The sequence below is a fragment of the Flavobacterium ammoniigenes genome, from assembly GCF_020886055.1.
Classification (GTDB): Bacteria; Bacteroidota; Bacteroidia; order Flavobacteriales; family Flavobacteriaceae; genus Flavobacterium; species Flavobacterium ammoniigenes.
The window spans coordinates 1,045,743-1,059,779 of the sequence record NZ_AP025184.1; the positions used below are offsets into that span (position 1 = coordinate 1,045,743).

Sequence of the window (14,037 nt, forward strand, 5' to 3'; positions counted from 1 at the left end):
TTATAATTTATGAGGTAAAAATGGATAGTCTTCTTGTTCGTATACTACGTCGTATAATTGTTGAATCTCTGGATAAGGAGATTCTTCTGCAAATTTAACGCATTCGTCAACCAAATCTTTAACTCGTTGGTCAATAGCATCAATCTCTTTTTCGGTAGCATATTTTTTGTCCTTAATTACGTCTAATACTTGAGTAATTGGATCTATTTTTTTATACTCTTCTATCTCTTCTTTTGAACGGTATAATTGTGCATCAGACATAGAATGTCCTCTGTAACGGTATGTTTTCATTTCAAGGAAAGTAGGTCCGTCTCCACGACGTGCTCTTTCGATAGCTTCGGTCATTGCTTCGGCTACTTTAACAGGATTCATTCCGTCAACTGGTCCACAAGGCATTTCATAACCTAAACCTAATTTCCAGATATCGGTATGATTTGCCGTTCTTTCTACAGAAGTACCCATTGCATACCCATTGTTTTCAACAATAAATACAACAGGTAATTTCCATAACATAGCCATATTGAATGCTTCGTGTAATGAACCTTGACGTGCAGCACCATCACCAAAATAGGTCATAGTAACTCCGCCTGTTTCAAAATATTTGTCTGCAAAAGCTAAACCTGCTCCTACAGGAATTTGACCACCTACGATTCCGTGCCCACCATAAAAGCGGTGTTCTTTTGAGAAAATGTGCATGGATCCACCCATTCCTTTTGAAGTTCCGGTTGCTTTCCCTAAAAGTTCTGCCATTACGCGTCTTGGGTCAACTCCCATACCAATAGGTTGAACGTGATTTCGGTATGCGGTAATCATTTTATCTTTGGTCAAGTCCATAGCATGTAAGGCACCTGCTAAAACGGCTTCCTGGCCATTGTATAAGTGAAGAAATCCTCTTACTTTTTGTTGGATGTATAACGCTGCAAGTTTGTCTTCAAACTTTCTCCAAAGTAGCATGTCTTCGTACCACTTTAAATAAACTTCTTTTGTAACTTCTTTCATTTGAATAATGTTGTGTTATCAATTGTACCTAATAACGCAAAATAGTTTCCTCACACAAATTTGCGAAGTGCAAAAATAAGACATTCCATCGTAGCACTAAAATTAATATGCTATTTTTTGAAATTTTTTATAAGAACTTTTTATCAAAAAGTAGTGGGAGTAAGTTTTTCAGAGAGTCTGATTTGTAAATAGCGCCAATTTCACCCATAAAGTAAATTTCAATAGGGGTGTTTTGTTTTATTTCGTATTCGGCAATTGATTGTCTGCAAGCACCACAAGGAGGAATAGGAGCGCCTGTAGTGTTGCTATCGGATGCGGCAGAGATAGCCATTTTTAGAATTTTGGCTTCTGGATATTTGGCTCCGGCATAAAATACGGCTACTCTCTCTGCGCAAAGCCCTGAAGGGTAGGCTGCGTTTTCCTGATTGGAACCCAGAATAATTTCCCCATTGTCCAATTTGAGAGCCACTCCAACTTTAAAATTAGAATACGGCGCGTAAGCAGTTTTACGAATCGTTACTGCTTCATGCATTAAATTTTGAATGTCATAAGGAAGTTCTTCTATGGTTTCAAAAACATTGAATTCTGCAGTGATTGTTATTTTGTTCATTTTTATTTCGGAAAAAAAATCCAAATTTCAAATGAAATTTGGATTTTGAGTTACTTATAATCGATGTATTAATTGAGTCCGTAATTGTCACCAAAATTAAATGTTAGTGAAAATCGAAGCGTATTTTCTAGTGGATTTTTTATTTTTGAAGTAGAGAATAAATAGGAGACATCAATTTTTGTGGAAGTATATTTGAATCCAGCTCCCATTGAGAAATAATTACGAGCTCCTTTGTCAGGACTCTCGTGAAAATATCCTGCACGAACCATAAATGCATCTTTAAATGCATATTCAGTACCTATTGCATAGGTGACTTCTTTTAGCTCTTCACTAAAGCCGTTTGGCGCATCTCCAAAAGATTTGAAAATTCCTGAAACCCATCCTGTTTTAATGTAATTATTTTTAGTTTGTTCGTTCTCCAATGTTGAAATTGTGCCATCTCTATTTAAATCTGCATCTTGAGGAGAGGGTACTAATAATTTATTCAATTCTACATTTGCAGTAAACTTATTGTCTTCATCAAAAATAAACTCAAATCCCGTACCGATTTTTAAATTGGCAGGTAAAAAATAGCCGGTATTCGTGTCATCGGCATTGTCGTAATTTATTTTCGGGCCTAAATTCTGGATGTTAAATCCAGCTCTCCAAATCCCGTTAAAATGAGTATATACCTTTTCTTCTGATTGGTAAAATCCGGCTACATCTACAGCAAATGAAGATGCTGATGAAGCGTCAATATTTTGTGTTGGAAATTTTAGATTGGAACGAATGTATCTTCCGGCCACCGCCATAGAAAATGTTTTGCTTATTTGTAAAGAGTAGGAACCGTCTAGGGCTAATTCGTTTGGAGAAACTACATTAGCTTGCTCGTAGGGATCGTTACGTAATTCAATATTTCCGAGGCCAAAAAATCGAAGGCTTGTTGCCCATGCACTTCTGTCATTTATTTTATTGAAATAGGAAACTTGGCCTAATGAGATATCATTAACTAAATCAGTTAAATAAGGGGTGTAGCTAATTGAAAAACCTTGCTCTGCTGTTGCAAATGCAAATTTTGCAGGATTCCACTGTTGCGAAAAAACATCAGATGAAGTAGCAATACCTATATCTGCCATACCTGCCGATCTTGCATCAGCAGCAACCATTAAGAAGGGGGTACTTGTTGTAATTACTCTTTGTTGGGCATTGCTAATTGAGAAAGCAAGCATGGATGAAAACAGAAAGATGTATTTATTCATTTTAAAATGATGTTTAATAAACAAAAGTAATTTTTTTTGGATTATTTTCTATTCACAAGGTAGTTAATTTGAAAACATATTAGTTATTTAGGATTAGTTTATAACACTATTTTTCGTTTTTTATTGTTATTTAATTACAAATAGTAGGTTTTAGTAAATAAAAAATAGTAAGAGTATAGATTTAGGAAGTAAAAATACACTTCAAAGTTTATTATTAATAATAAAAATTATAAATTTGCGTTCTGTTGTCTTAAGTTAGAGTTTAAAAGTTATTTTGAACAAAAATCTACAAAACAGATTTTTTGTAGAGACCAGATGACCAATTTATTTGATAAATAATATGAAAGTGAAAAATATAAAATTTTTACAATTAGCATTGTCTTTAGTAGTATTGCTAGGTGTTACGAGTTGTAGTAAAAAATCATCTAGTTCTGGTAAAGGAGCCTCACAAGCTACAGGCTGGAATGTCAATAAAAAGAAAGCTGGATTCCAAAAAACAGGAGATCAAGAAGCAGGGCCTGGACTTGTTTTTGTAGAGGGAGGTACCTACACAATGGGTAAAGTACAAGATGATGTAATGCACGATTGGAATAATTCCCCTACACAACAACATGTTCAGTCGTTTTATATGGACGAAACGGAGGTAACTAATTTTATGTATTTGGAATATTTAAATTGGTTAAAAAATGTTTTTCCTCCTACTGAAGAAAATTATAAGCAAATATACGAAGGTGCTCTTCCTGACACTTTGGTGTGGAGAAATAGATTAGGCTACAGTGAAAACATGACTAATAATTATTTAAGACATCCTGCTTATGCAAGTTATCCTGTTGTTGGTGTGAACTGGATACAAGCAAATGAATTTAGTAAATGGCGAACAGATCGTGTTAACGAAGCTTTGTTAGAAAAAAATGGATTCTTGAAAAAAGATGCTAAAACTTTAGATGTAACTGCAGAAAATTCATTTAATACAGAAACGTATTTTAATTCTCCATCTTTATCTTATGGTGGTGATGAAAAAATTGTATTGAAAGGTAGAAAAGGTTCTGCAGCCAAAGGGACTAAAACTGGTAAAGATGGAAAAGTAATTCCGCCTAAAAATATTTATGTGCAACGTTCATCGGGTTTATTATTGCCAGAATATAGATTGCCAACAGAATCTGAATGGGAGTATGCTGCAGCAGCCGATATTGGACAAAGAGAGTACAATGTATACAAGGGACAAAAAAAATATCCTTGGTCGGGACAAGATACTCGATCTGGAAAACGAAAAACAGTAGGAGATCAGTTAGCTAATTTTAAACAAGGTAACGGAGATTACGGCGGTATTGCAGGTTGGTCTGATGATGGTGCGGATATAACTAATGAAGTTAAAAAATACCCTGCTAACGATTTTGGATTATATGATATGGCAGGAAACGTGGCTGAATGGGTTGCCGATGTGTACAGACCTATTGTTGACAACGAATTCAATGATTTTAATTATTTTAGAGGGAATCAATACACCAAAAATAAAATTGGTAAAGACGGTAAAGCTGAAATTGTTACTAAAGAAACTATGAAGTATGACACTTTAAGTAATGGTAAACTCATTGCGAGAACTTTTCCAGGTCAAATTGCTCAAGTTCCGGTTGATAAGAATGAGACTTATTTAAGACAAAATTTTGATAAAAGTAACAACTTGAATTACAGAGATGGTGATCAACAATCAAGTAAAGAATACAAGTTTGGATCTTCAGAATCTACTAAAGATCCTAAAAATATGTACAATTCCCCAAAACATACATTAAAAAGAGATAGTTTAGGAATGCCTTCAGGTTATGATGTATCAAATAAGAGAACTACATTGGTTAATGACAAAGCAAGAGTTTTTAAAGGAGGTTCTTGGCGAGATAGAGCTTATTGGTTAGATCCTGCACAAAGAAGATTCTTCCCTGAAGATATGGCAACAGATTACATCGGTTTTAGATGTGCCATGTCAAGAGTAGGATCAAAATCACAAAATAAAAAAAGACCTAGAAACTAGTTTTTATTTCATTTAAACAAAAAGCCCTTTTTAGGGCTTTTTGTTTTTAAAATTTCCAATATATGGATATTGCAAAAATTCACGAAGTATTTTTAAAATGCACCTCGGTTTCAATTGATACCCGAAAAATTCAACCCAATTCGTTATTTGTTGCCATAAAAGGCGATAATTTTGACGCCAATACTTTTGCTAAAGAAGCTCTAGAAAAAGGCGCTTCCTATGTTATAGTAGACAATTCTAATTACTGTATTGATGACAGAACTATTTTGGTAAAAAATAGTCTTAAAACACTACAGCAATTAGCGCAGTATCATAGAAATTATTTAAAATTACCAATCATCGCCCTTACAGGAAGTAATGGTAAAACGACTACCAAAGAGCTGATTTATTCGGTACTTTCTTCAAAGTATACTACCAAAGCTACCATAGGAAATTTAAACAACCATATAGGAGTTCCATTGACCTTACTTTCTTTTACGTCTGAAACAGAAATTGGGATTGTAGAAATGGGTGCCAATCACAAAAAAGAAATTGAGTTTTTGTGTGAATTAGCCCAGCCTGATTTTGGTTATATTACTAATTTTGGCAAAGCGCATTTAGAGGGTTTTGGAGGTGTTGAAGGAGTTATAGAAGGCAAAAGTGAAATGTACTCTTATCTGTTCAAACATAATAAATTAGTTTTCGTTAATTTGGAAGATAGTATTCAAGTTGAAAAAACGCGATCTATAAATCAGTTTACTTTTGGACTTAATACAACGACGGCTAATGTTTCGATTACTCAAGTTACTGCAAATCCATTCGTAACTGTCAAATTTCAAGATTTGAAAATAACCTCGCATTTAATTGGCCTTTATAATGCTAATAATATAAATGCTGCCATAGCAATCGGTAATTACTTTGAAGTTCCTAATGCATCTATCAAGGCCGCTTTAGAAGGATATATTCCAGAAAACAATCGATCACAAATGATTGCTAAAGGAACAAACCAAATCATTTTAGATGCTTACAATGCCAATCCAAGTAGTATGGCTGTAGCAATTGAAAATTTCAAACAGTTAGATCGCCCAAATAAAATGGCCATTTTAGGAGATATGTTTGAATTAGGGGATGAAAGTCTTTACGAACACAAACAAATTGTGAATTCTTTGTCTAATCAAAATGAAATTGATTGTCATTTTGTTGGTGCTGATTTTTTTGTCCATAATATAGAAGCAAAAAATTTCCATTTTCATGCAACTTTTGATGAATTAGCAACGTATTTAAATAAACAAAAAATTAACGACAGCACTATCTTAATTAAGGGCTCTAGGGGAATGGCTTTAGAACGTACTTTAGATTTTTTTGAAAAATAGGGGTGCTTGTGAAGTTTAAATTCTCATTAGATACCCGGTTAAACTTTCCTTTTTTTCAAGCTCTAATTTTTTTCTTAAACGATAACGAGCAAGTTCTACTCCACCTCCTGAAATATTCATAATTTCAGAGATTTCTTTTGTTGACATATTCATCAATAAATAGGTTGACAAATCCAATTCTCTCGGAGAAATTGTCGGATGTTTTTCTTTTAGCCGTTTTAAAAATTCAAAGTGTACATTTTTTATATGCTTTTCTAAATCCTTCCAGCTTTTATCCGAATTTACTTCTTTAAGGATACTTTTACGTAATTTTTCAAATTGAAATTTATTAGTTTCATCAAAAGTAGAGGTGTCTATATCTTTCAAACGCTGAATTATACCATTCAAGATTTTGTTTTTTTTCACCACCTGAAGTGAATTGGTTACCAGTTCTTTATCTTTTGCTAATAAATTGAGCTGTAGTTTATCATTATTTAATTTTTCAATTTCTTTTTCTAAATTAAATTGTTCTTGACGGATTCTAGCTTCTTTTTCTAAGTACAATCGACGTTGTTCTATTGTTTCGTAATATTTATTTCTTCGAATTTTAATTTTAATTCTATCCCGAATAACACGAATAGTTGCTCCAATCAATATCAAGTAAAATAGATAAGCAATAAAATGTCTGTACCAAGGAGGTGAAATTGTAAAGGGTATGGATGCGGTGTCTGAAATAATTCCAAAACTATTTTTGACTTTAACATTCATTGTATATTTTCCCTCTCTAAGATTTGTATACTCTTTAATTGTTGCCGACGACCAGTTACTCCATTCCTCGTCAAATCCGTTTAATTTGTATGAATATTTTATATTTTCAACATTTTCAAATGTCGGAGATGAAAATCTAAATTTCACGAAATTGGAAGCGTATGGGATGGTTATTTTTTTATCAACAGATGTATTTGAACTAGTATAAATTGTAGTTTCTTGAGTTGTGAAATCTTGAATAAATACTTTTGGTTTGCTGTTGATGTTGTTTAACTGATTGGAATCATAATGTACTAATCCATCGGTTAGTCCTATAAATATATTTTTAGAATCTAGAGTATTAATAGATAGATTGTTGTATACTAGATATTGTGTGAAATTGAGAAACGGATTACTAGTATTTGTGTATGTTCCATTTGGTGTCTTTTTTAAAACCCCTAATGTCTCCTTAACAACATACCAAATATTTCCAGCCTTATCTTCCACAATTGTGTTAGTTTTTGGAATTTTTTGAAATATTTTTGTCAAAAACATATTGGGTTCAAATTTGTTTTTCTTTTCTGAGTAGGTGTAAAAATGATTATTATATTGAAAAACAACAGAGTTCTTTATCCGCTGAACACTGGTAATCCCACTGTCTTTTTCAGATAGCTTCTTGTGTGTTTTTATACTTATAAATCTAGAGTAATTCGAGTCTAATTTTAATTGGAATAAATTCTCATCTTTCTTAACCCATAAATTAGTATTGGAAAGCTCAAATTCACCTACAGATTTTGAAAATCCTTTTATTTGATTTATTAACACCCAATTTCCATTCCTGTTTTCTAATAGAGAAAAACCATTGTAGTTAGAGGCAATTATCTTATCAGGTTTGCCCGGAACACCTTTAAAACTCCAGTATCCAGTACTGTCTAGTGTCCGTGATATCAAATTGCCATTTAATATAAATGCACCTCTATTATGGGCGCAAAATAAAGTACCATTTATAAGTTGTAGGTTCCAAGCTTGGCCTTCTGTACCATTTATAAGTTGAAAATCCTCTTCTCTAAAGGGGATGCTCCATCGATGGTAAAATACGCCTTGGTTGGTAGCAACATATAATATTTCTTTATGTACAATAGTAGCATAAACTGTACTTAAATTGTAACTCGACCCAAAAAATGTAAATGGAGAATTTTCATTTAAAAAAGATATTCCATTGTCTAATCCTAACCAAAGGTTCTCATTTTTATCGATAAATGACGTTAGTGAGGTGTTGTTTTGTAAGCCTTTTTTTCGGTTGATATGTTGAATGATTTTCCCATTTCGATCACAAATAATTACTCCATCTACAACTGAATTCAGTACGAGATGATTGTTTTTCATTGCAACACCACCAAGGCCACTATTTTTTTTAATGAACCAATTTGCATCGGTATCCCAAGGTGCAATTTTGTTATTTTGATAAATGTAAAGTCCCTTGTCTAATGTGCTTATAATTATTTTATTATCAATTGGAAACATCCCCCAAATTTCAGTATTGTTGAGTAAAGTAGAGTTTGGAATTGCAGTTAAATTTCCATTTCTATATTTTAAAATACCTTTATTGATATCTTGAAAATATAAAGTGTTTTTTACGAGAAAAGAGAATTGAAATCGAGTAGGTGCTTTTATAATTTTTAACTGATTGTTTTTAAAGATATAGGCAGCATTAAACGATTGAAAAATTATTTCGTTTTTGAGTTGATGTATTTTCCAAATAATGTCAATTGAAATAGTATTCTTATTCTTTAGGAATTTAGATAATGAAAAATAGACCAATTTTCCATTACTATTTGGTTTGAAATAACCGAATTCATTATACCCCCCCACGAATATTTTTCCAGACGAATGCGTTTTTAAAGATCGGACAACGGATTTGTTAGGTAGTTCATATTTGGACCAAACGGTTCCGTCAAACATAAACATTCCATCATTATTGGCGAAATATAAATTATTATTAGCGTCTTGGTCTATATTCCAGTTTTGGGTACCACCCTTATAATCTGTCCTTTTGTAGTTTCTAATTTCTGGAATACCAATGCTTTTCACCTGGCCTACAAATACAGAGTGAAGTAATAGGAAAAATGCAAGAAAAGAGTTTCTTTTTATGATTTTCATGGTTAAATTTTGTAAAATACAGAATTAGAAAAGTTCATTTTTTGCTAATTTAATTCAAATTGCCATTTGTAAGTTACTTTCAGATTTTATTTTTTTACAAATATATTTTTTATTTTTTTAAATTATTTATAATCAATTAATTATAAATTTTATGATGTGTTTTTGTATTTTATAAAATCAGCATTTGATGTGTTTTTGTATAGATTTTTTTTTCTTTTATTTAAAATAATTACAATAATATTGTGCCATATTACTAATTAATTAACCAAAATTTTAGAAAAATGAAATTAACGAAATTATTTATTTTTTGTTTTTTGTCTTTGTTTTTCTCTATTTATGTACAAGCACAAGATCTTGTCGTAAAGGGGAAAGTGTATGATGATAATGGTTTGTCTATTCCAGGGGCTACCGTTTTATTGAAAGGGACATCCAAGGCAACAACATCAGATTTTGATGGAGCATTTGAAATTAAAGCTCCTAAAAATGGTGTTTTAGTTGTAAGTTATATTGGATATGCTTCTATTCAACAATCCATTAATGGTAAAACGTCATTAACTTTTAAGTTAAAGTCGCAATCTCAAGATTTAAATGAAGTTGTTGTAGTAGGGTATGGTACTCAAAAGAAGAGTGTTGTAACTGGTGCAATTTCTAGCGTTAAAGCAAAAGATTTAGAGAAAGTACCTAATGGTAGAATTGAACAAACACTTCAAGGTAGAGTTTCTGGTGTTACCATTGCTGCACAATCGGGTCAGCCAGGTGCCGCTTCAACAGTGCGTGTTAGAGGTTTAACCACTTTTGATACGTATGGAGGAAATAATCCTTTATGGGTTGTTGATGGTGTTATTGTAGATTCTGGAGGAATTGGTTTTGTTAATCAATCTGATATTGAATCTATCGAAGTGCTTAAAGATGCTGCTTCTTTGGCTATCTATGGTGCGCGTGCTGCCTCAGGTGTTATTTTAGTAACAACTAAGAAAGGAAAATCGGGTAAGATTAGTGTTAATTATACTGGGTTTACTGGTGTTTCTGCTCCAGAAAAAACCCTTAAATTATTAAATGCTACACAATATGGTGCTTTGATGAACGAGAAATCTGTTGCAGGAGGTGGTCCAATTTTATATTCTGATTTAACTAGTTTAGGTAAAGGAACTGATTGGCAAAAACAAATTTTCAGTAATGATGCACAACGTTCTAATCATGAAGTTAGTTTTAGTGGTGGAAATGATGTTTCTACTTTTTTTGCTTCATTTAGTGTTCAAGATCAACAAGGTATTGTTTCAAAACCAATTTCTAATTTCAATAAGAAAAGTATTCGTTTGAACTCCACTCATAATTTGAGTAAAAAAATTCAAATAGGTCAAACTTTGGGTTATACACATCAAAAAGGTGTAGGTTTAGGTAATACTAATAGTGAATTTGGAGGTCCATTAAGTTCAGCTTTGAATTTAGATCCTATTACTCCCGTTGTAATTACAGATCCTATTGTAGCTAATTCATCTATTTATACAAGCAATCCTGTTTTTAGAGATGCTAATGGAAATCCTTACGGTATTTCTTCTATAGTGGGACAAGAAATGTCAAATCCAGTTGCCTACGTAAATACTCGTTTAGGAAACTACAATTGGTCTGACGATTTTATTGGAAATGTTTTTGCTGAAATCAAACCAATCGAAAATCTTAAAATTAGATCTTCTATGGGAGGTAAAATAGCCTATTGGGGTGATGAGGCATTTACACCTAAATTTTATTTAAGTCCTACAGTATTGTCTTCTCAAAATAGTTTGACTCGTGCCACTAATCAAACATTTGCATGGAATATTGAGAACACAGCATCGTATACTAAAAATATTGGTTCACATGATTTTACTGTATTAGTTGGTCAAGGGGTTTATATTGATAATAATACAAGAGGTTCTTATGTAGCTCATACTAATTTACCAGTTAACGATTATAGAGAAGCATCTTTCAACTTTCCTTTGCCAACTGCACAACGTGTTGGAGCATCTTATACAACTCAGGAACATAGAGTAACTTCATTATTTTCTCGTTTGAATTATGCTTTCAATGAAAAGTACTTATTTACAGGTATTATTCGTCGTGACGGTTCTTCAAATTTTGGACCAAATAATAAATTTGGAATTTTTCCATCTTTCTCAACGGGATGGGTAGTTTCTAAAGAAGGTTTTTGGAAAGAAAATAAGATAGTAAACTCCCTTAAAATTAGAGGAGGTTATGGTGTAGTTGGAAATGATGCCATTGCTGCTAATGGTTTCTTAGCTTTAATTGATGGTGGTCGTAACTATACTTTTGGTAGTGCAGGTTCTACTATATCTTCTGGAAATAGTCCAAGTGCACCTTCTAATCCTGATTTGAAATGGGAAGAAACTTCTCAGTTCAACGTTGGATTTGATGCCAAATTATTCAACGACTTGAATTTAACTGTTGAATATTACAACAAAAAAACAATTGGAATTCTTCAATATGTTGATTTACCAGGTTATGTAGGAGCAACGGGTAGTCCTTTAGGAAATGTTGCTGACATGGAAAATAAAGGTGTCGAGGTAGAATTAGGTTACCGTAAAAAAATGGGAGAATTTAATTTCTCTGCTAATGGTAACGTATCTTATCTTAAAAATGAGGTTACATTCTTAGGCCAAGGAAAACAATTTATTACTAATGGTGTGGCAGGATTTCAATCAATGGGAGAAATTACTAGAACACAAGTGGGTCAATCTTACAATTCCTTTTATGGTTTTAAAACTGCAGGAATCTTCCAAACTCAAGATGAAGTTAATGCTTATACCAATTCAGCAGGTGGTTTAATTCAACCAAATGCACGTCCTGGAGATTTCCGTTGGACAGATACTAATGGTGATGGCGCCATTACTAATGATGATAAGCAATTTTTAGGAAGTCCACTTCCTAAATTTACTTTTGGGTTGACTTTAAATCTAGAATACAAAGGATTTGATTTGATGGCTTTTGCTCAAGGAGCAACAGGAAATCATATTTTTCAAGGGATAAGACGATTGGATATTTTGAATGCTAATTATCAAACGGAAGCATTATCTAGATGGACAGGCCCAGGAACTTCAACTACTTATCCAAGATTGACAAACAATGATACTAATGGAAATTTTGGAAATTCTTCTGATTTTTATTTAGAAAAAGGAGATTACATCCGTCTTAAAGTAGTTCAATTAGGATATACTTTACCATCAAGTTTTGTAAATAAAGTAGGAGCACAAAAAGTTCGTTTTTATGTAACTGGAGAAAACCTACTTACGTTGACTAAGTATACAGGTTTTGACCCAGAAATTGGCGGAAATATTTTAGGTATTGATAGAGGATATTATCCTCAAGCACGTACTTTCATGTTTGGTGCAAATGTTCAATTTTAATATAAATTAAATTATGAAAACAATAAATATTAAATTATTATCTTTTGTAACTGCCGCAGTTATATCATTAGGTTCATGTTCTAAAGAGTATTTAGATGTGGAGCCTAAAGGAACTAATCTGGAGAGTAATTACTATCAAAATCAAGAACAAGCCTTTGCTGGATTAGTTGCTGTTTATGACATCATGAGAAAAAATTCAGGGGGTTTTGAGAATATGATTACCATGATGAATGCAGGTTCTGACGATCATTATGCAGGTGGTGGTGGAGCTACAGATGGAGCTGGAATCCAAGGGTTTTCAAACTACACAATTAATGCAAATATTATGCCTTCTAGTTTGTGGAATGATCATTATCAAGGGATTTTTAGAGCAAATTATTTGTTAACGAAGTTAGCTTCTGTTCCAATGGATGCTGCGTTGATAGATCGTTATACTGCCGAAACAAAAGCTTTGCGTGCGAATTATTATTTTAATTTAGTTAGAATGTTTAAAAACATTCCATTAATTACTGTACCAATGTCTTCTTCGGAATTTTACACCGTTGTTCAGGCTAATCCAACTGCAGTTTATGCTCAAATTGAAAAAGATTTGACAGAAGCAATCACTAATTTACCAACAACTGTTTCTGCTGCAGAATCCGCTCGTTTTACTAAGGGTGCTGCGCGTGCTTTATTAGGTAAAGTGTATTTATATCAAAATAAAAATTCGCAAGCTGCTGCAGAATTAGCTGCTGTAAATGGAACACCAGGTGGAACTAGTCAATATGGATATCGATTATTGGCAAATTTCGCTGATTTATGGACTGTAAATAATAAATTCAACACAGAATCCATTTTAGAAGTTGCTCATACCAACGCTTCTAGTATCGGATGGGAAAATTGGGGTAACGGAGTTGATGAAGGAAATTCAACGAATGTAATGTGTGGGCCAAGAACCTATTCTAAAATTGCTTCTGACGCACCAGATTTACCATCGGGTTGGAGTTTTAATGTTTTTACACAAGATTTCTATGATTTTATTAAACTGAATCCACGTTTTGCTGCAACAGTTTTAGATATGAAAGACTTGCAAACAAGAGGAAAAGCTTCTTACATTGGAGGGTATCAAGACACAGGTTATTTCTTGAATAAATTTATTCCAAGACGTTCTGATGTTACAACAGGCACAGGTGAGCCGGTATTGAATTACAGACAAAATTCGTATGTAATTCGTTTGGCTGACTCTTATTTGATGGAAGCAGAAGCTTTGGGCGGAACTGGTGCTAGAGCGCAAGCTTTATTGGATGCTGTTAGAGCTAGAGTTGGGCTTGCCAGTACTCCAGTTTCTTTGGCTGCAATTAAAGCTGAAAGAAGAGCTGAATTAGCTGGTGAAGGGCACCGTTTCTTTGACTTAGTTCGTTGGGGAGATGCTGCTACTAAATTGGCCTCAAGAGGTTTTAAAGCAGGTAAAAATGAAGTTTTCCCAATTCCATATAAAGAATTGCTAAACACTAAATTGGTTCAGAATCCTGGATATAATCAATAA

Annotated in this window: 8 protein-coding genes; 4 read left to right on the top strand and 4 right to left on the bottom strand. The window is 33.0% G+C overall.

Annotated elements, in window-relative coordinates:
• The 3 genes from pdhA to porV form a co-directional block, all read right to left on the bottom strand.
• Positions 1–999: a pyruvate dehydrogenase (acetyl-transferring) E1 component subunit alpha gene (gene pdhA, locus LPC21_RS04635; RefSeq protein ID WP_229318363.1), complete on the bottom strand. Its 999-nt coding sequence runs from the start codon at positions 997–999 to the stop codon at positions 1–3.
• A gap of 127 nt (positions 1,000–1,126) precedes the next feature.
• A complete protein-coding gene (locus tag LPC21_RS04640; protein ID WP_229318365.1) occupies positions 1,127–1,609 on the bottom strand; it encodes a cytidine deaminase in 483 nt (160 codons plus the stop codon).
• Positions 1,610–1,677: 68 nt separating this feature from the next.
• The gene (gene porV, locus LPC21_RS04645; protein WP_229318368.1) at positions 1,678–2,847 is read right to left on the bottom strand and encodes a type IX secretion system outer membrane channel protein PorV; all 1,170 of its coding nucleotides are present in this window, start codon (positions 2,845–2,847) and stop codon (positions 1,678–1,680) included.
• Positions 2,848–3,187: 340 nt separating this feature from the next.
• Between porV and gldJ the strand changes: the two genes are divergently transcribed.
• Both gldJ and LPC21_RS04655 read left to right on the top strand, forming a co-directional pair.
• Positions 3,188–4,873, top strand: a complete 1,686-nt coding sequence (gene gldJ, locus LPC21_RS04650) for a gliding motility lipoprotein GldJ (RefSeq protein WP_229318374.1) — start codon at positions 3,188–3,190, stop codon at positions 4,871–4,873.
• A 62-nt stretch (positions 4,874–4,935) separates the two neighbouring features.
• Entirely contained in the window at positions 4,936–6,225 is a 1,290-nt protein-coding gene (locus LPC21_RS04655) for a UDP-N-acetylmuramoyl-tripeptide--D-alanyl-D-alanine ligase (RefSeq protein ID WP_229318376.1), read from the top strand.
• Between the two features lie 15 nt (positions 6,226–6,240).
• On the opposite strand, the gene LPC21_RS04660 is transcribed toward LPC21_RS04655, so the two are convergent.
• Positions 6,241–8,772, bottom strand: a complete 2,532-nt coding sequence (locus tag LPC21_RS04660) for a helix-turn-helix and ligand-binding sensor domain-containing protein (RefSeq protein WP_229318378.1) — start codon at positions 8,770–8,772, stop codon at positions 6,241–6,243.
• A 620-nt stretch (positions 8,773–9,392) separates the two neighbouring features.
• On the opposite strand from LPC21_RS04660, the gene LPC21_RS04665 reads away from it, so the two are divergent.
• Positions 9,393–12,512 (top strand): SusC/RagA family TonB-linked outer membrane protein, encoded by a 3,120-nt coding sequence (locus LPC21_RS04665; protein WP_229318380.1) that lies wholly within the window; start codon positions 9,393–9,395, stop codon positions 12,510–12,512.
• A 13-nt stretch (positions 12,513–12,525) separates the two neighbouring features.
• Positions 12,526–14,037, top strand: coding sequence for a RagB/SusD family nutrient uptake outer membrane protein (locus LPC21_RS04670; RefSeq protein ID WP_229318382.1), 1,512 nt, complete (start codon positions 12,526–12,528; stop codon positions 14,035–14,037).